General features: G+C 31.5%; 22 protein-coding genes. All 22 read left to right on the top strand.

The genetic code is table 11. From position 1 onward, the window contains the following. The first annotated feature begins 49 nt into the window (after positions 1–49). The 22 genes from atpB (at position 50) to ACIQZ1_RS00930 (ending at position 19,882) form a co-directional block, all read left to right on the top strand. Positions 50–1,219, top strand: coding sequence for a F0F1 ATP synthase subunit A (atpB, locus tag ACIQZ1_RS01035; protein WP_396158217.1), 1,170 nt, complete (start codon positions 50–52; stop codon positions 1,217–1,219). A 33-nt stretch (positions 1,220–1,252) separates the two neighbouring features. Beyond that, positions 1,253–1,450: an ATP synthase F0 subunit C gene (gene atpE, locus ACIQZ1_RS01030; RefSeq protein ID WP_291242009.1), complete on the top strand. Its 198-nt coding sequence runs from the start codon at positions 1,253–1,255 to the stop codon at positions 1,448–1,450. A gap of 76 nt (positions 1,451–1,526) precedes the next feature. Beyond that, a complete protein-coding gene (locus ACIQZ1_RS01025) occupies positions 1,527–2,027 on the top strand; it encodes a F0F1 ATP synthase subunit B (RefSeq protein WP_353147465.1) in 501 nt (166 codons plus the stop codon). Positions 2,028–2,036: 9 nt separating this feature from the next. Continuing rightward, the gene (gene atpH, locus ACIQZ1_RS01020) at positions 2,037–2,564 is read left to right on the top strand and encodes an ATP synthase F1 subunit delta (protein ID WP_396158215.1); all 528 of its coding nucleotides are present in this window, start codon (positions 2,037–2,039) and stop codon (positions 2,562–2,564) included. 25 nt (positions 2,565–2,589) lie between these two features. After that, the gene (atpA, locus tag ACIQZ1_RS01015; RefSeq protein ID WP_396158213.1) at positions 2,590–4,164 is read left to right on the top strand and encodes a F0F1 ATP synthase subunit alpha; all 1,575 of its coding nucleotides are present in this window, start codon (positions 2,590–2,592) and stop codon (positions 4,162–4,164) included. Between the two features lie 86 nt (positions 4,165–4,250). Then, complete coding sequence (gene atpG, locus ACIQZ1_RS01010; RefSeq protein WP_353077921.1) at positions 4,251–5,108, top strand: ATP synthase F1 subunit gamma; 858 nt, start codon at positions 4,251–4,253, stop codon at positions 5,106–5,108. Between the two features lie 144 nt (positions 5,109–5,252). Beyond that, complete coding sequence (locus tag ACIQZ1_RS01005; RefSeq protein ID WP_396158211.1) at positions 5,253–7,598, top strand: prolyl oligopeptidase family serine peptidase; 2,346 nt, start codon at positions 5,253–5,255, stop codon at positions 7,596–7,598. Next, a complete protein-coding gene (locus ACIQZ1_RS01000; protein ID WP_396158209.1) occupies positions 7,598–8,020 on the top strand; it encodes a GNAT family N-acetyltransferase in 423 nt (140 codons plus the stop codon). Before ACIQZ1_RS01005 ends, ACIQZ1_RS01000 begins: the two co-directional genes overlap by 1 nt. Before the next feature lie 6 nt (positions 8,021–8,026). Further along, entirely contained in the window at positions 8,027–8,470 is a 444-nt protein-coding gene (locus tag ACIQZ1_RS00995; protein ID WP_396158207.1) for a hypothetical protein, read from the top strand. Positions 8,471–8,497: 27 nt separating this feature from the next. Then, the gene (locus tag ACIQZ1_RS00990; protein WP_396158205.1) at positions 8,498–9,970 is read left to right on the top strand and encodes a lipopolysaccharide biosynthesis protein; all 1,473 of its coding nucleotides are present in this window, start codon (positions 8,498–8,500) and stop codon (positions 9,968–9,970) included. 31 nt (positions 9,971–10,001) lie between these two features. Beyond that, a complete protein-coding gene (gene dut / locus ACIQZ1_RS00985; protein ID WP_396158203.1) occupies positions 10,002–10,436 on the top strand; it encodes a dUTP diphosphatase in 435 nt (144 codons plus the stop codon). 115 nt (positions 10,437–10,551) lie between these two features. Then, on the top strand, positions 10,552–10,914 hold the full coding sequence (locus ACIQZ1_RS00980) for a four helix bundle protein (protein WP_396158201.1): 363 nt from the start codon (positions 10,552–10,554) through the stop codon (positions 10,912–10,914). Positions 10,915–11,008: 94 nt separating this feature from the next. After that, positions 11,009–12,019: a sugar phosphate nucleotidyltransferase gene (locus ACIQZ1_RS00975; protein ID WP_396158199.1), complete on the top strand. Its 1,011-nt coding sequence runs from the start codon at positions 11,009–11,011 to the stop codon at positions 12,017–12,019. A gap of 30 nt (positions 12,020–12,049) precedes the next feature. Further along, a complete protein-coding gene (locus ACIQZ1_RS00970) occupies positions 12,050–13,363 on the top strand; it encodes a tetratricopeptide repeat protein (RefSeq protein ID WP_396158197.1) in 1,314 nt (437 codons plus the stop codon). 1 nt (position 13,364) lies between these two features. After that, positions 13,365–14,144 carry a DUF4292 domain-containing protein gene (locus tag ACIQZ1_RS00965; RefSeq protein WP_396158195.1) on the top strand — a complete coding sequence of 260 codons (780 nt, stop codon included), beginning with the start codon at positions 13,365–13,367 and terminating at the stop codon, positions 14,142–14,144. A gap of 20 nt (positions 14,145–14,164) precedes the next feature. Continuing rightward, positions 14,165–15,430 (top strand): murein hydrolase activator EnvC family protein, encoded by a 1,266-nt coding sequence (locus tag ACIQZ1_RS00960; RefSeq protein WP_396158193.1) that lies wholly within the window; start codon positions 14,165–14,167, stop codon positions 15,428–15,430. A gap of 316 nt (positions 15,431–15,746) precedes the next feature. Next, positions 15,747–16,742: a tRNA dihydrouridine synthase DusB gene (dusB, locus tag ACIQZ1_RS00955; RefSeq protein ID WP_396158191.1), complete on the top strand. Its 996-nt coding sequence runs from the start codon at positions 15,747–15,749 to the stop codon at positions 16,740–16,742. Between the two features lie 82 nt (positions 16,743–16,824). Further along, the gene (locus ACIQZ1_RS00950; RefSeq protein ID WP_396158189.1) at positions 16,825–17,781 is read left to right on the top strand and encodes a 2-hydroxyacid dehydrogenase; all 957 of its coding nucleotides are present in this window, start codon (positions 16,825–16,827) and stop codon (positions 17,779–17,781) included. A gap of 66 nt (positions 17,782–17,847) precedes the next feature. Next, positions 17,848–18,189: a TM2 domain-containing protein gene (locus ACIQZ1_RS00945; protein ID WP_396158187.1), complete on the top strand. Its 342-nt coding sequence runs from the start codon at positions 17,848–17,850 to the stop codon at positions 18,187–18,189. Between the two features lie 52 nt (positions 18,190–18,241). Further along, a complete protein-coding gene (locus ACIQZ1_RS00940) occupies positions 18,242–18,652 on the top strand; it encodes a DUF2752 domain-containing protein (protein WP_396158185.1) in 411 nt (136 codons plus the stop codon). Between the two features lie 2 nt (positions 18,653–18,654). After that, complete coding sequence (locus ACIQZ1_RS00935; protein WP_396158183.1) at positions 18,655–19,101, top strand: hypothetical protein; 447 nt, start codon at positions 18,655–18,657, stop codon at positions 19,099–19,101. Next, complete coding sequence (locus ACIQZ1_RS00930; RefSeq protein WP_396158181.1) at positions 19,085–19,882, top strand: M48 family metallopeptidase; 798 nt, start codon at positions 19,085–19,087, stop codon at positions 19,880–19,882. Before ACIQZ1_RS00935 ends, ACIQZ1_RS00930 begins: the two co-directional genes overlap by 17 nt. Positions 19,883–19,918: the final 36 nt, after the last annotated feature.

Below are 19,918 nucleotides of genomic sequence, written 5' to 3'. Positions count from 1 at the left end.
ATACCTTTGCAAAAATTTTTAGGACACTATTTTTTAGAATATATATTTTATGTTGATTTCAAGAAAAACAATTCAATTATTTATAGCCACAATTTTTGCGGTTTTGCCAGTAGTTACTTTTGCAAATGCAGATACAAGTCACGTTGCAAAACCAGCACATTCTGAAGTTGTAAATCACGAAAATACCACAACTAAAGAAGTTGTTTCTGAAGAAATGAAAGCGCAAGAAGAAAGAGCGGAATTCATTCAACATCACTTATTAGATTCTCACGATTTTCATTTATTTTCTTATGGAAAAGAAACAGGTCACGAAACACACATTGGGTTTCCTTTACCAGTAATTTTATGGGAAGATGGATTGCATTTCTTTATGTCGTCTGAATTTCACCACGGTGAAGCTGTTGCCGAGTCAAACGGGAAATATTTCAAAATAAATCATCACGATGGAATGATTTATAATACAGACGCAAAAGGGACTTTCAATGTTGATGAAAAGCATCACACTACAAATACAAAACCTATTGATTTTTCTATAACAAAAAGTATTGTAATGATATTAATCGTTGCTTTATTAATGTTTATGATTTTTAGAAATTTAGGTAAATCATACAGTAAAAATGGTGGTATTGCTACTGGTGTAGGAAGATTTTTCGAGCCTTTAGTACTATATATCAGAGACGAAATTGCAATACCTAATATTGGAGAGAAACATTATAAAAAATATATGAGTCATTTATTGACTGTTTTCTTCTTTATTTGGTTTTTAAATATGTTTGGTTTAACACCACTTGGAGTAAACGTAACAGGTAATATTGCAATTACTGCTTCATTAGCTATTATTACATATTTAATTACTACGTTTACTGCTAATGGAAATTATTGGGGACACATTTTCTGGATGCCAGGTGTGCCGGTTCCAATGAAAATTATTTTAGCGCCAATTGAATTTTTAGGAACTATTATCAAACCCTTTTCATTAATGATTCGTTTATATGCGAATATGTTAGCTGGTCACGTGGTTTTAATGAGTATCATTGCGTTAATGTATACGTTTAGTAGTCCAATCGGAAGTCCGCTATCATTCGTGTTGGCTTTCGTATTATCAATATTAGAAATTTTAGTAGCTTTATTACAAGCTTATATTTTTACGATGTTAACGGCTTTATATTTTGGAGCTGCTAAAGAAGAACATCACCATGATGAGGAAGCTCATCATTAATAAATTGAATGTTTAATTAAATATATATACATTATGGAAGGAACTCTTAACCTTGTAGGAGCTGGATTAATCGTTATCGGTGCTGGTTTAGGTATTGGTAGAATTGGTGGATCAGCAATGGATGCTATTGCTCGTCAACCAGAAGCGTCTGGAAAAATTCAAACAGCTATGCTTATTGCAGCAGCGTTAATTGAAGGAATTGGTTTTGCAGCGTTATTCGCAGTAAAATAATTAAAACAAACAATTGTTGTAACGGTTGGTTACAACAATTGTTTACACTGAAAATTAAAATTAAACAATATATATAATGGAAGAATTATTAGGTCAATTTTCATTTGGTTTATTTATCTTGCAAACGGTTTTATTCGTAGGGTTAATCCTTTTACTTAAAAAGTTTGCTTGGAAACCTATTTTAGATGCAGTAAACGAACGTGAAGAAGGTATTAAAGAAGCTATTCTTTCGGCAGAAAATGCAAAAAAAGAAATGATGGCTTTAAAATCGGATAACCAAAAATTATTAGATGAAGCCCGAGCTGAAAGAGATACAATGATTAAAGAAGCAACTGCTATCAAAGAAAAAATGATTGCTGATGCAAAATCTGAAGCACAATCTCAAGGCGCAAAAATGATTGAACAAGCGAAAGCTACAATCGAAAGCGAAAAAAATAATGCAGTTGCTGAAATCAAAAATCAAGTGTCTTCATTATCTTTAGAAATCGCTGAAAAATTATTAAAAGAAGAATTATCTAACAAAGAATCTCAAACTAAATTAGTAGAGAAAATGTTAGCTGATGTTAAATTAAACTAATCTAAAGTTATGTCAAGAGCTGCGATTAGATACGCAAAAGCAATTATAGATATCGCTACAGAAAGCAATAACGCTTTAGCTGTAAATAACGATATGAAAACTATTGGCGCTGCAATTAAAGAAAATAATGAGTTACACGATTTTTTATCAAATCCTATTGTAAATGGAACGATAAAAATGAATGCATTAACTGAAATATTTCCATCTTTACAAGCAGAAACTAAAGGTTTGTTTCAATTGTTATTAGCAAATAAAAGATTTGAAATTTTGTCTGCAATTACTTTTCAATTCAATACATTATTTGATATTGCAAGCGGTATTGAGCAAGCAGTTGTTACTACAGCTGTTCCGTTAACTGCCGAATTAGAAGCACAAGTAACAAATAAGTTGAAAGAATTTTCTTCAAACAAAATTTCTATTACTAATGTAGTAGATCCTTCAATTATTGGAGGTTTTGTTTTAAGAATTGGCGACAAACAATATAATGCATCTGTTGCAAACAAATTACAACAGTTAAAAAGAGAATTTACATATTAAATAAATACCATTAAATATATATAAAATGGCAGAAATTAAACCAGCTGAAATTTCAGCAATATTAAAGAAACAATTATCAGATTTTCAATCTGGCGCTACGTTAGAAGAAGTAGGTACTGTACTACAAGTTGGTGATGGTATTGCTCGTGTATATGGTTTATCAAATGCTCAGTACGGTGAGTTAGTTCAATTCGACAACGGATTAGAAGCTATCGTATTGAACTTAGAAGAAGACAATGTTGGTGTGGTTTTATTAGGACCATCAACTGGAATTAAAGAAGGTTCTAACGTAAAAAGAACTAACAGAATTGCGTCTTTAAAAGTTGGTGAACAAATGGTTGGCCGTGTGGTGGATACATTAGGGAACCCAATTGATGGCAAAGGACCAATCGGTGGCGAATTATACGAAATGCCTTTAGAGCGTAAAGCACCTGGAGTTATTTTCCGTCAACCAGTAACAGAACCATTACAAACTGGTATCAAAGCTATCGATGCCATGATTCCTGTTGGACGTGGACAACGTGAGTTAGTGATTGGTGACCGTCAAACTGGTAAATCTTCAGTTTGTTTAGATACCATCTTAAATCAAAAAGAATTTTACGATGCTGGTCAACCAGTATTCTGTATATATGTTGCAATCGGACAAAAAGCGTCTACTGTTGCATCAATCGCAAAAACATTAGAAGAAAAAGGCGCAATGGCTTATACAGTTATTGTTGCAGCAAATGCTTCTGACCCAGCGCCAATGCAAGTATATGCTCCTATGGCAGGTGCTGCAATTGGTGAGTACTTCCGTGATTCAGGTCGTCCTGCATTAATTATTTATGACGATTTATCTAAGCAAGCGGTTGCTTACCGTGAAGTATCTTTATTATTAAGAAGACCTCCAGGACGTGAAGCATATCCAGGAGACGTTTTCTACTTACACTCTCGTTTATTAGAAAGAGCTTGTAAAGTAATTAACGATGATGAAATTGCTAAAAATATGAATGATTTACCAGATTCTTTGAAAGGAATTGTAAAAGGTGGTGGTTCATTAACAGCGTTACCAATTATCGAAACACAAGCGGGTGACGTTTCTGCATATATCCCAACAAACGTAATTTCGATTACGGATGGACAGATTTTCTTAGATGGAGATTTATTTAACTCTGGAGTACGTCCTGCAATTAACGTAGGTATTTCTGTATCTCGTGTTGGAGGTAATGCTCAAATTAAATCAATGAAAAAAGTATCGGGTACTTTAAAATTAGACCAAGCACAATTTCGTGAATTAGAAGCTTTCGCGAAATTTGGATCTGACTTAGATGCAGTTACTTTAAATGTAATTGAAAAAGGAAAACGTAACGTTGAAATCTTAAAACAAGGTTTAAATGATCCGTTTGCTGTTGAAAATCAAGTAGCAATTATTTATGCGGGAACAAAAAACTTATTAAGAAATGTTCCTGTAAATAAAGTAAAAGAATTTGAGAAAGATTATTTACAATTCTTAAGCTTAAAACATAAAGACGTTTTAGATGCATTAAAAGCAGGTAAATTTGATGATAATATCACAAATGTATTAGAAGCTGCTGCAAAAGAAATTTCTGCAAAATACTAATTAATTAGGTATAAGGAAAAAGGTCTTGGGTATTCAGTAAAAAGGATACCCAACACCATAAACCCAACACCCAATACCCAATAAAAATGGCAAATTTAAAAGAAATACGTAATAGAATTGTATCTGTATCGTCAACGATGCAAATCACTTCTGCTATGAAAATGGTTTCGGCTGCTAAATTAAAAAAAGCACAAGATGCTATTACAGCAATGCGACCTTATTCTGAAAAATTAACCGAGTTAATTCAAAGTCTAAGTGCTTCTTTAGAAGGTGATGTTGCGGCTAATTATACGACTCAAAGAGAAGTAAAAAAGGTATTAGTTGTAGCTATTACTTCTAACAGAGGATTATGTGGTGCTTTAAATTCAAATGTATTAAAACAAGTTAAAATTTTAACTGAGAAATACGGTCACGATAATGTTGGTATTTTTGCCATTGGTAAAAAAGCAAATGATGGTTTACATAAAACAAACTATGTAATAGCCAACAGAAGTGATATTTTTGACGATTTAACTTTTGATAATACAGCAGAAATAGCTCAGTCATTAACGCATTTATTTTTAGATGGTGAATATGATAAAGTAGAATTGGTTTACAATCAGTTCGTGAATGCAGCTACACAAAATGTTGTAAACGAACAATTTTTGCCATTAGCACCAATTAAAGGCGCTGCTGCAATATCATCGGACTATATTTTTGAACCATCAAAAGAAGAAATTGTATTAGAATTAATACCAAAATCGTTAAAAACGCAATTGTATAAAGCAGTTAGAGATTCTTTCGCGGCAGAGCACGGTGCACGTATGACAGCAATGCACAAAGCAACAGATAACGCAACTGATTTAAGAAATCAATTGAAATTAACATACAACAAAGCACGTCAGGCTGCAATTACAGGAGAAATCTTAGAAATTGTTGGTGGTGCGGAAGCATTAAATAATTAATTTTATTTACTGTTTTTAACTTCTTAAAGTCCCAATTTATTGGGACTTTTTTTATTTGCACTTATTTCCAAATAAATTTTAAATCCTTTTAATCAGTTTAATCCGTGGCGAAAAAAATTATATATTTGTAAAAACCGATTTGATATGAAAAATATTTATACCGCGCTTCTTTTAATTTTCAGTTCTCATTTATTAGCTCAAAACCTTCAATTAGAAGAAATAATGAAAGGGAACGAATTTATTGGTCATCAACCTTCCAATCAACGTTGGTCGGTAGATGGGAAAACTATTTACTTTGATTGGAATCCAAACAATGAAATTGCCGATAAAACATATCATTGGCAAATAGGTTTTTCTCAACCAAAATTAGTAGCAAAAGACGCCTTAAACTTTTCGAATATTCAATATCAAGGTCAAGAAAAATTTGATGTTGTATATTACACAAATCAAGGTGCATTATTTTCATATCATAAAAAAACGAAAGAAAACAAGATAATTTATCAAACAACTTCAAATATCAATGCTGTTCAAAGAAGTAGTAATACTGATGTAATTTATTTTCAACAAAATAAAAACCTGTATCAATTGAATGTAAAGAATTTTCAATTACTTCAACTAACTAATTTTAAATCTGGAACAGCTTCATCTGATTCTAATAAAGATAACTTTCTAAGCTTACAACAAAAAGATTTGTTTCAATTTGTAAACGAAGAAAAAGCCAAATCGGAATGGAATAAATCCCAATCTGAAGAGAAAAAATTAAAGTTTCCTTCTGAAATTTTTTATGGCGCAACTACTTTAGAAGCTATAAAAATTAGTCCAAACGGAAAGTTTGTAACTTATAATCTATCGGAATATCCAACGGCTAAAGACACAAAAGTTGAAAATTTTATAACTTCTGATGGATACACAAAAAGTAAATCGGCACGAGAAAAAGTGTCTGTAAACAATAATAGCAAACATAAAATGTATGTTTATAGTATCGAGAAAGATAGCGTGATGCCAATTTCTTTTTCAAATTTAACAGGGATAAAAATCTTTCCAAACTATTATCAAGAATACGATAATTTAAAATCTTTAGAACCAGTTGAAAAAGTAATAACGATGCAAGCGCCAATATACAATGCATTGGGGAATTTAGCTGTTTTTGAAGCCAGAAGCTTGGATAACAAAGACCGTTGGATTTTACAACTAAACTTAAATGACGCAACGGTTTCCGAATTAGATTACCAACACGATGAAGCTTGGATAGGTGGACCTGGAATTCCAGGCTATAATTTTAGTAATGGAACGTTAGGGTTTTTAGCCGACAACAAAACCATTTATTTTCAATCAGAAGCAACGGGTTTTTCTCATTTGTATACGTACAATTTGGAAACAAAAAAGAAAACGCAACTCACGCAAGGTAAATGGGAAGTTCGTGATGTAGTTTTATCAAAATTATCAAATTCCTTTTATATTACAAGTACCGAAACCCACCCTGGAAATCGTTCGTTTTATAAATTAGATATTTCTTCAGGAAAAAAAACACCAATTTTAACCAATGATGGAGCGTATGAAATTGAATTATCTCCAGATGAATCCCAATTAGCAGTACGATATTCATTTAGCAACAAACCTTGGGAAATATATCTTGCGGAGAATAAACCCAATCCAACTTTAAAACAAATTACGTTTTCAATTTCAGATGCCTTCAAAAAATACAATTGGAAAAAGCCTGAAGTCATTTCTTTTAAAGCAACTGACGGTACCGATGTTTTCGCTAGAGTTTACAATCCAAAAGCAGAAAATAAAAATAAAGCTGCAATTATATTTGTTCACGGAGCTGGCTATTTGCAAAACGCTCACAAGTATTGGAGTACGTATCATAGAGAATATATGTTTCATAATTTGTTAACCGATTTAGGCTATACGGTTTTAGATATAGATTACCGTGCGAGTGATGGATACGGACGCGATTTTAGAACCGGAATTTACCGTCATATGGGAGGAAAAGATTTATCGGATCAATTAGATGGAAAAAAATATTTAGTTGAAAAATTAGGCATTGATGCTAATAAAGTTGGAATTTATGGCGGATCATATGGTGGATTTATAACGCTAATGGGACTTTTAACCAAACCTGGTGAATTTAAAGCTGGCGCAGCATTACGTTCAGTTACAGACTGGGCACATTATAACCAAGGATACACCGCAAATATTTTAAATTTTCCTGAAACAGACCCGGAAGCTTACAAAAAAAGTTCGCCAATTTATTTTGCGGATAATTTACAAGACAAGTTGTTAATGCTTCACGGAATGGTTGATGATAACGTACAATTTCAAGATATTGTTAGATTGACACAGCGTTTTATTGAACTTGGTAAAAAAGATTGGGATTTAGCCGTATTTCCAGTTGAAGCACACGGATTTCAAAAAACCTATTCTTGGGTAGATGAATACCGAAGAATTTTAGACTTATTTAATGAAAACTTATTAGGTAAAAAGTAATGGAAATTCGTATTTTATTTCAAAAATCAGAAATGTTAGCCCATTTGGATATTGTAAAACAATTATATCCTGATTTTACCATTGAAAAATATGGCACACTTTTAGATGAAATGCTTAAAGCCAACTACCAACAAGTTATTGTTACAAAAAACAATAAAACAATAGCGTTAACAGGTGTTTGGATTGGAACAAAATTATGGTCAGGGAAATACATAGAAATTGATAGTTTTGTAGTTCACGAAGATTTTAGAGGTCAAAAAATAGGTGATATTTTAATTGAAGAAGTACATAAAATTGCTGAAAAAGAAGGTGCAAATCAGATTGTTTTAGATGCATTTACAACCAATTTTACAGCTGGAAAATTTTATATCAATCACGGATTTCAACCAAAAGGATTCCATTTTGTTAAAATATTGAATTAAAATAAAATGAAGATAATTGGACTATTCGCAATAGTGTTTTTGAATTTAGTTTCTTGTTCTTCTAATAAAGCACAACAAGAAACCAAGCAATATATCGAAAAAGCAACCTTTCAAAATTGGGTTGGTGGCATAAAAGGCGCTGGAGGCGGAACTATTATTAATATTAATTTACTTAAAAGTATTCCGGAAAATACACAATTTATAAAAATTCAATTTCAAAATAGAGAAGGAAATATCATAAAATTGAATGATGTATCTTATCAAGCTTCAATTAAAACATTTGATAACGAGTCTGAAACGATTCCAACACCAACAATAAAAACGAATTTAAAACCCAATCAAGCTCAGATTTTTTTCAAAATTAATAGTAAGGAAAGCACCATTATCATTGAAGATGTAAAAGAATTACCAATGTTAGCTTATCCTTCTGCAAAACCAATAAATAATTAACTATTTTTGTTCTTTAAATAAAATAAATTGAGTTCAAACAGAAGACTTCTTAAACAAACCCTTATTTACGGTATTGCAACTGTAATGCCTCGTATAATGAGTTTTTTATTGGTAGGATTACATACGGATTTAATGCCGAAAGTAGCCTATGGAGAAATTACTATTCTTTTAGCCTATATGATATTTTTCAATGTGATATTGTCTTACGGAATGGAAACGGCTTTTTTTAGATTTTATCATAAAGAAGAAAATAAAAAAGAGGTAATTAGTACCGCTACAGTTTCTATTTTTTGGAGCACCATTTTATTTTTATCAGTAGCGCTTTTATTTCAAAAAACACTTGCAGGATTACTAAACATAGATAAAGAATACGTAAACTATGCCATTTGGATTTTAGCTTTCGATGCGCTTGTAATTATACCTTTTTCTAAGCTTCGCGCTGAACAAAGGCCGATTAGATATTCTGTACTAAAAATTTCTAATGTGCTTATTTATTTGCTATTAAACGTCTTTTTATTAGCAATATTACCCAAATTAGCACAAGCCAATCCGCAAGGTTTTTGGAGTTCTTTTTATGTGGAAGACTATCAAATTGGGTATGTTTTCTTGTCAAATTTAATGGCGAGTTTATTCACTTTTGTATTATTTATGCCGCATTATTTTAAGCCTAACTGGGTTTTTAATAATGAATTATGGAAAAAAATGCTTCATTATGGTTGGCCAATATTATTTGCAGGTTTGGCTTTTGGAATCAATGAACATTTAGATAAAATTTTATTATCAGAATGGTTAGACCCTATAACTGCAAAGGCGGCAGTTGGGGCATATTCGGCTTGTTATAAAATTGGCTTGTTTATGGTTTTGTTTCGTACTGCATATTCACTGGGTATTGAACCGTTTTTCTTCAGTCAAGCTGGAAATGACAATGCGCCTCAAACGTACGCTACAATTACTAAATATTTTGTTATTTTAGGTTCATTAATTTTGTTAGTGGTTGTAGTTTTTGCTGATGTTGTTAAATTCTTTTTAGTAAGACAACCTGAATATTGGGAAGCTATGTCAATAGTGCCATTAATAATAATCGCGAATTTCTTTTTAGGGATTTACACCAGTTTGTCTGTTTGGTATAAATTAATTGATAAAACAATAATTGGCGCCTACATTTCGGCAATTGGCGCCATTATTACATTAAGCATGAATTATATTTTAATTGTAAAATTCAACCTGAGTTATTTGGGTTCAGCTATTGCAACTATTTGTGCCTATGGGAGTATGATGTTGATTTCGTACTATTTAGGAAAAGAAAAATACCCAATTCCCTTTGAAATGAAAAAGATCTTAACCTATCTTTTTGCGTCCATAACATTAGCTTGTATTTCATTTTACGTTAAAGAACTAAGAGAAACGTTTGTTTTCGGAATACTTGCAATCATTGGCTTTAGTTATTATATTTACAAAAATGAAAAAGAAGTAATTTTAAAAATTATAAAACGAAAATAAAACCTATTTAGCAGTTAAAAATAAGATTAAAATGCAAATAAAAATTATAAATAAATCGCAACATCCATTACCTAACTACGAAACGAATGCTTCTGCAGGAATGGATTTACGAGCGAATTTAACGGAATCAATAACTTTAAAACCCTTAGAAAGAACTTTAGTTAAAACAGGTCTTTTTATAGAATTACCAATTGGTTATGAAGCACAAGTGCGACCAAGAAGTGGTTTGGCTTTAAAAAAAGGAATTACCGTTTTAAATTCACCTGGAACAGTGGATGCGGATTATCGTGGTGAAATTGGTGTGATTTTAGTCAATTTATCCAATGAGGATTTTGTTATTGAAAACGGAGAACGCATCGCACAACTAATCATCGCCAAACACGAACGCGCCGAATGGCAAGAAACCATAGAATTAACCGAAACGTCTCGTGGAGAAGGTGGATTTGGTAGTACCGGAGTTAAGTAAAACTTCAACATTCAAAATTCCAAGTTGAATATTCCAAGTTAAAAAATGTTGAATATTCAATTTTGATTAACGAATTTTGAAAAAGTAAATAGTAACAGAAATAATTATATAAGCCATGAAAAAATTTGATTTACATGAGAGACTAATTGATTTTGCCGTTCAAATCATTAACATTACAGATAATGTAAAAACATCAAAAGCTGGTAATCATTTGTCAGGTCAAATTGTTAGATCAGGAACAGCACCATCTTTGAACTATAGTGAAGCACAAAGTGCTGAATCAAGAAATGATTTTGTTCATAAAATGTCAGTTGTTTTGAAAGAACTCAGAGAAACCCAATCTAATTTAAAGATTATATTTAGAGCAAAATTGTATATAGGACAAGAAATTGAAATAACTTCTGCAATTAAAGAAAGTGATGAATTAATATCAATTTTTGTAAAAAGCATTGAAACATCAAGAAATAAAAACAAATAATATTTAATTCATTATTCAAAGTTGAATATGTATGTTTAAAAATGTTGAATATTCAATTTTGAATAACGAATTTTGAAGTTTTAAAAAAAATAACATGAAAATAATAGTACCAATGGCTGGTCGTGGTTCACGTCTTCGCCCACACACATTAACCATTCCTAAACCATTAATTCCTATTGCAGGAAAACCAATTGTACACCGTTTAGTAGAAGATATTGCAAAAGTAATTAATCAACCAATTAACGAAGTAGCGTTTATTATTCACGAAAGCTTCGGTGCAGCTGTAGAAAAAGATTTACTTGCGATTGCTACTAAAATTGGAGCAAAAGGAACCATATATTACCAAAATGAAGCTTTAGGAACGGGTCACGCTATTATGTGTGCGAAGAATTCTTTATCTGGACCAGCAGTTATTGCTTACGCAGATACGTTAATTCGTGCAGATTTTGAATTGGATGCAACTGCCGATAGCGTAATTTGGGTAAAACAAGTTGATAAACCGGAAGCATTTGGTGTAATTAACTTAAATGAAGCTAATGAAATTATAGAGTTAGTAGAAAAACCAAAAGAATTTGTATCTGATTTAGCCGTTATCGGAATTTATTATTTCAAAGATATTGCCGTTCTTAAAAACGAATTACAAGCGGTTTTAGATAACAACATTATTCACGGTGGCGAATACCAAATTAATGATGGTATCAAACAAATGATGGCAAAAGGTATGAAATTCGTACCAGGAAAAGTTGACGAATGGATGGATTGCGGAAATAAAGATGTTACCGTGGATACCAATAACAGAATGTTAGGATTTTTACTTCAAGATGGCGAAAATTTAGTTGCGGATGATGTACGTTTAGATAATTCACAAATCATTCCACCTTGTTTTATTGGTGAAGGAGTGCAACTTATTGATTCCGTAATCGGACCAAATGTTTCTATCGGAAAAGGATCACATATTCAAAATAGTAAGATACAAAATAGTTTAATTCAAACGCATTCACATATTAAAAATGCAAAATTAGATAATGCTATGATTGGAAATCACGTGAATTATAATGGTGATTTTACAAGCGTAAGTTTAGGTGACTATTCAACAATGGAATAATTTTTGTAATACTTTCATTTAAAACAAAATATGTATAAAATAATAGCATTTCTTTTCCTTTTTCAAATTTCTTTCGGACAAATAAATCCAGAAGAAGTGGAAACTGCGGAAAATGAATTTGAAACTAATTTTTTTGATGCTTTAAAAGAAAAAGCTATAGAAAATTATGACAAAGCTATTATAGCCTTACAAAAGTGTTTGCTAAAAGAACCTTTGAACCCAGAAATTCACTACCAATTGGGGATAAATTATTTAGCTCAAAAAGAGTATGTCGAAGCGGAAAACGCCTTCCAAAAAGCGGTAGACTTAGAACCCAAACAACGATGGTATTGGAACGGCTTGTACGATGTGCATTATCAAACAAAAGCCTATGAAAAAGCAATAGTTATTGTTGAAAAATTAGTCGCTTTTGATGCGAATATGAAAGAAGATTTGGTGTCATTATATATGAATACCCAGCAATTTGATAAAGCTAAAATTGTAATTAATGATATTGAAAGCAAAGGCACTTTGACCAAAGCTATGGAATCGTACCAAATGCAAATTCAAAGTATGCAAAAAGGAAACAAATCAAATGTTAACGATTTGGTTGAAGCTATAAAAAACAATCCTAAAGCAGAACAAAATTATATCGATTTAATTTATGCGTATTCTGTAAACAATCAAGAAGATAAAGCATTTCAAACGGCTTTGTTGTTAGAAAAAGAGCTCCCAAATTCTGATTTAGCACACGTAAGTTTAGTTAAATTTCATATTCTAGCGAATGACATTTCAAAAGCTACTGATTCTTACAAAAGAGTTGTAAAAAGCAGCAAAATCGATTTAAAAATTAAGCAACGCGTTTTAAATGAATATTTAATTTTTGCTACAAAAAATCCGCAATTACTAACCGAAATTGATAATACAATAACGTTCTTTGACAACACAGTTGGAATGGATGTTAATAAAGAATTAGGAAAATTTTTCTACAATAAAAATAATTTTGAATTGGCTCAAAAATATATTGAACAATCAAAAGAAAGTGACGTTGAAGCGATTGATTTGCTTCTAAATATTTATGATTTCAATAAGCAATTTGAAAAAATGGCAAAAAAATCAGAAGCATATATTGACTTGTATCCTACCAAAGCCAATTTGTATTATTACGCTGGAAAAGGAAATAACAATTTAAAAAATTATAAAAAAGCAAAAGATTTTTTAGAAATAGGAATTGATTATGTTATTGATGATCCAAATTTAGAAGCTGGATTTTGCAAACAATTTATTTTTTGTGCCGACGGATTATCGGATTCAAAAATGAAACAAACCTATCAAAAAAGATTAGATGTAATTTCTAAAAAATAATATGAAAAAATTTTTCACATTCCTGATATTAGTAGTCGTTATAGTTTCGTGTAAAACGAAAAAAACAGTCGTAGAACAATCTGTTGCTAAAGAGACAGTTGTAGATAATATGGCTAAAGAAATTATTGAAAAACATTATGAAAATAAAGTAGATTTTCAAACGGTTTCTATTCGTTCTGCTGCGGATTATGAAGACCAAAAACAATCCATTTCCATTGGTGCAGATATCCGAATTAAAAAAGATGAAATCATTTGGATCAATCTAAAATTTTTCGGAATTCCAATGGCAAAAGCACTTATCTCACCAACTCGAGTAAGTTATTATGAAAAAGCAAATGGTACCTATTTTGATGGCAATTATTCTATTTTAACTAAAATGTTAGGCACCGATTTAGATTTTCAAAAAGTGCAGAATTTGTTATTAGGACGACCTGTTGATGATTTAACTAAAGAAGTTTTTATAGCAGAAATTGTTACTAATTTGTTCCAATTAAAATTAAAAAAACAAGCTGATATTGAAAAATTATTTCGTTTTGAAACCGCAAACTATTTATTAAAAGAGCAATTTATCAATCAAATTTCAAAAAACAGAAACGTTTTGGTTACTTATCCTTCATTTACAAATCAGGACAATATATTATTACCAACTGGCGTTTCTATTATTGCCAATCAACAAAATCAAGTTAAAATTAATGTAGAATATAAAAAAATTACGTTTAATGAAGCATTATCGTATCCATATTCTATCCCAGATGGTTATTCTCAAATAAAAATAGATTAATTTTGTAAAAAAATTCAAGCATGAACAAATTTCTTTTATCCCTATTCGTACTCTTTTTTTCCTTTTCAGCAATGGCACAAATTGATGAGAAAGAAAAATTAGAACAAAGAAAAGAACAATTACAAAGAGAATTGTCTGAAGCAAAAACCAAACTTCAGAACGAAAAGAAAAAAGAAAAATCCGTTTTGAAAGAAATTGCAGGACAAGATGCCCAAATTAGAATTTCAGAAAAGATCATTTCTACAATTGCCAAACAAGCACGAATTTTAGATGACAATATTTATTTAACGCAATTAGAAATTAATAAGTTAAATAAAGATTTAAAAATAATGAAGGAAGATTATGCAAAAATGATTGTGAAATCATACAAAAGTCGTTCAGAACAAAGTCGATTTATGTTTGTGTTGTCTTCTACGAGTTTTTTACAGGCCTACAAGCGTGTACAATATATGAAACAATATGCAGGCTACAGAAAACGCCAAGCCGAGGAAATTAAAGTAAAACAAGCCCGATTAGGAGTTGCTGTTGGTGAATTGCAAACCAATAAAAAAGAAAAAGAAATTGTTATTGTAGAAAAAACAAAAATCAAAGCCGAACACGAAAAACTAAAACAAGAAAAAGTAGCAACGGCAAAACTTATACAAAAAGACAAGAAAAAAATCGCAGCTGATATCGCCAAAATGGATAAAGAAAGAAAATCCATCGATAAAAAAATCAAGAAAATGATTAACGATGCGATTGCTGCAGAAAACAAGAAAAATGCCGCTAAGAAAAAAGCTGCTGCAACGGCTTCAGGGAATACTGCGCCTGTGAAAACAGCTCCGGTTTCTTCCACAAAAATTGAATTAACACCTGAAGGAAAATTATCTTCAGATAGTTTTAAAGCCAACAAAGGACAATTGCCTTGGCCAACAGAAAAAGGATATATTTCCACTGGATACGGAGATCAGCCGCATCCAGATTATAGCAATATTGTAATTCACAATAGTGGAATCGACATCACTACGGATTCTGGTTCTTCGGCACGTGCCGTTTTTGCTGGTGAAGTATCAGGTGTGCAAGTGTCTCAAACTACAAATACCTATACTGTATTGGTGCGTCACGGAGATTTCTTTACAGCGTATAGTAATTTAAGTAGCGTTTCGGTTTCTGTGGGTAACAAAGTTTCGGCAAAACAAACGTTAGGTAAAATTAAAACCAACGCCAAAGGAAATTCGGTTCTAAAATTTGTAATCAATCAAAATACAACGGTTCTAAATCCAAAAAGTTGGTTAAAACCTAAATAATTTTTAGAAGCAAAACCCTTATTTCCAGAAGACTTTCGGTCCCGCTATCCGCTATATTTTTTCTTTTGTTGCCTGAGGCACTCGAAGGCAATAAAAGAAAAAGATGCCGCTCCTATCGGGGCTAAAACACAACAATTGTTTTCAAAAAACTTTCAGCGAAATCCGTTTAATCTGTGTATCCATTAAAGTGTCTATGTGTTTTTTTATCACAGATTACATAGATTTTTATTAAAATTTGCGTAAATCCGTTCAATCCCTAAAATCTGTGTACCTATCAAATTCATAAACTTTACTTATCTTTGCACAAATTTGCACTATGCCAACAATTGGAAACATTATTTTGCCCGATTATCCCTTGCTTCTTGCACCTATGGAAGACGTAAGCGATCCGCCATTTCGTCGTTTATGCAAAATGCACGGAGCAGATTTAATGTATTCTGAATTTATTTCTTCAGAAGGTTTAATTCGTGATGCTATGAAAAGCAGAATGAAATTAGATATTTTCGATTACGAACGACCAGTTGGGATTCAAATATTTGGTGGCGACGAAGAAGCTATGGCACTTTCTGCAAAAATTGTAGAAACCGTTCAACCGGATTTGGTAGATATTAATTTTGGTTGCCCCGTTAAAAAAGTAGTGTGTAAAGGTGCTGGTGCAGGAGTATTAAAAGACATCGACTTAATGGTGCGATTAACCAAAGCGGTAATCAAATCCACACATTTACCGGTTACTGTAAAAACCCGTTTGGGTTGGGACGAAAGTTCTATAAATATTGATGAAGTAGCCGAACGTTTGCAAGATATTGGCGTACAAGCCTTAACCGTTCACGCTAGAACCCGAGCACAAATGTATAAAGGACATTCCGATTGGACACATATTGAGCGCATTAAAAATAATCCACGAATTTCTATGCCAATTTTCGGAAATGGTGATATTGATTCTCCAGAAAAAGCGTTAGAATATAAAAATAAATTTGGTTTAGACGGTATGATGATTGGTCGTGCCGCCATTGGTTACCCTTGGATTTTTAACGAAATCAAACACTTTTTCAAAACGGGCGAAAAATTAGCCCCACCAACTGTTGCAGACAGAGTAGAAGCGGCTCAAAACCACTTAATTTGGTCCATGGAATGGAAAGGCGAACGAGTGGGAATCGTAGAAATGCGTCGTCATTATACCAATTACTTTAAAGGTATTCAAGATTTCAAACAATACAAACAACGTTTAGTTACAACAGACGGGCACAACGAATTATTTGATATTTTCAATCAAATAAAAGAAGTGTATGCGAATTATGAACAATTGGTTTAATTTATAGTTTCGCTGCGTTGCATAAAACTATTTTGCGAATCTATCCCTAAATCCTTAACTTTCCATTTTCAAAATTGATATTATGCAAACTATTTCTACGATTAAAATTCTTCATCTTGACACCAATCATCCGTTGCTTTGGGAGCAATTAGAAACGGCAGGTTTTCAGAATGAAGCAGATTATACTTCCACCAAAGAAGAAGTAGAAAGTAAAATAGAGAACTATCACGGAATTGTCATTAGAAGCCGATTTAAAATTGATAAAACCTTTATTGATAAAGCTAAAAACTTACAATTTATTGCACGAGTGGGCGCTGGTTTAGAAAGTATCGATTGTGAATATGCCGAAAGTAAAAACATAAAACTAATTGCAGCTCCTGAAGGAAACGCTTCAGCTGTAGGCGAACATGCTTTAGGGATGCTTTTGTCGCTGTTTAATAAATTAAATACTGCCGATAAGGAAGTGAAATCTGGACAATGGAATCGTGAAAGTAATCGCGGAACTGAATTGGACGGCAAAACTGTTGGGATTATTGGTTATGGAAATATGGGAAAATCATTCGCAAAAAAATTGAGAGGTTTTGAAGTTGATGTTTTGTGCTATGATATTTTACCAAATGTTGCCGATTCAAATGCGAAACAAGTTCCCTTACAAGAAATACAACAAAAAGCAGATGTCTTAAGTTTACACATTCCGTGGACACCAGAAACAGATAAAATGGTAAATACTATATTTATTAATCAATTCTCAAAACCATTTTGGTTTATCAATACCGCAAGAGGGAAAAGTGTAGTTACTTCCGATTTAGTTTCTGCTTTACAATCTGGTAAAATTTTAGGAGCAGGTTTAGACGTTTTAGAATACGAAAAACTATCATTTGAAACCTTATTTGAAGGTGAAAAACCAGCTGCTTTTGAATACTTGCTAAACGCTAATAATGTGCTTTTATCACCACACATAGCAGGTTGGACAATTGAAAGTAAAGAAAAACTTGCCCAAGTTATTGTAAATAAAATTTTGAAACTGTATGAAATTTAATTTAAGATGTTTGAAAAAAACAAATAAATTAATATATTCGTAAATTAAACAAATAACCAAACTATTATGGAAGCAAACAAAGTGGACATGTTTATGATGTCAAACACAAAATTTTTTGAAGGACACAATTTACATGCGATTAGAGAAAGATTATTAGCATTAGACGATGAAAAATGGCCCATGATACAAATGGTTCAATTTAAAGACCCTACTACTGCTTTATTGATTTCAATTTTTGCAGGAGCCTACGGAATTGATAGATTTTACATAGGAGATACAGGAATGGGAGTGGGTAAACTACTTACTTGTGGTGGTGTCGGAATATGGGCAATTGTAGATTGGTTCTTAATACAAGGAGCAACGAAACAAAAGAATCTAGAAAAATTTAATCAAGCGATGATGTATTAAATAAAATTGTCTAAAATCTCTGATGTTTTTAGACAATTTTTTTAAACGATTAATGGAAATGAAGAGAAACAAACTGTATATTTTTCTGTTAATTGCAATTGCTTTTGGATATGCTTGGCTCGTTTTTTCAAACGTAACTTTTTTTAAAGAAAAGCATATTGGTTGTTTATTTAAAAAAGTCACTACTTATCCTTGCCCTTCTTGCGGAACAACTAGGTCTGTTCAATTGGTATTTAATGGAGAATTTTTTTCTTCACTACTTTTAAATCCATTTGGCATTCTTGTAGCAACAATTATGTTGGTGGTGCCATTTTGGATTGGCATAGATTTAATAAAAAAATCGGATAGTTTTTTTAAATTTTATAAAGCGTCAGAACGATTTATTTCAAAAAAACCAATAGCAATTCTTTTATTTTTATTGGTTATATTAAATTGGTATTGGAATATTAAAAAAAATATATAATTATGATTTCAAACACAAACTTTTATTACAAGCCTAATGATTCTGAATTAGAACGCGCTTCAAATAGTTACTTAATGTCTTTAGTAGCGGTTATTGGAGGATTGCCATTGCCAATTTTGAATTTATTAGCATCCATATTTTTCTATTTAGGAAATAGAAAAAGTACGCCATTTGTAAAATGGCATTGTACTCAAAATTTATTGTCGCAATTTGGTTTGTTTTTTCTAAATAGCACCGGTTTTTGGTGGACGGTTTCAATTATTTTTTACGATGAAAAGGTCACAAACGTATATTTTGGATACATGTTAACTTTAATTATATTTAATTTAGTTGAATTTATTTCAACTATTATTTTAGCGTCAAGAACAAGAAAAGGAATACATGCTCAGCTGTTTTTCTTTAGTGATTTAACAAATATTTTAGTTAAGAAAGATGAAAATTATAAGTAAAGCAATACTCGTTTATGGCGGGTTTTTCTTGTGTTGGTTTTTACTTGCACAAGTGGATTTTGTTTCATTTTTTGAAATAGAACAAAATAAAGTATTTGCAGAAGATAAAATTGGAGATATTATTTGGGACGAAATTGAACAAAATGAGGATGTAATTTATGATGATTCAATTGTGTCAACTTTAGATGCTTTATTATTGCCATTGTGTAAAGCAAATAATATAGAAAGAGATAGTTTAAAAGTGCATATAGTAAAAAACAGTCAAGTAAATGCTTTTGCTATGCCAGATAATCATTTAGTAGTCTATTCTGGACTGATTGAAGCTAGTAAAAACGAACAAGCTTTACTAGGGGTTTTAGGGCATGAAATGGCTCACATTGAAAAAAACCATGTTATGAAAAAATTATCAAAGGAAATTGGATTTTCAGTTTTGGTTTCAATGGCAACAGGAGCAAATGGTAGTCAAATTGCCAAAGTGGTGAATACGTTAACCTCTTCTGCTTATGATAGAAGTTTGGAAAGAGAAGCCGATATGGAAAGTGTTCGATATATGCTAAAAGCAAAAATAGACCCAAGACCTTTTGCAGATTTTATGTATGATTTGTCTTTAGATAACGAAATGCATAAATATACTTATTTGATAACTACGCACCCAGAAGCGGAAGATCGTGCGAAATACATTCTTAATTATTTAAAAGGAAAGAAAATTAAATCTAAAGCAATTCTTTCAAAAGAAGCATTTAAAGCATTTAAAGAAAATGTTGCTAAAAACAGAGAATAATTTTTAAACCAAACTAAAGGCTAATTAATAATTTTT

Source organism: Flavobacterium sp., from assembly GCF_044341185.1.
Classification (GTDB): domain Bacteria; phylum Bacteroidota; class Bacteroidia; order Flavobacteriales; family Flavobacteriaceae; genus Flavobacterium.
This window is presented reverse-complemented; position numbering and strand designations above follow the sequence as displayed.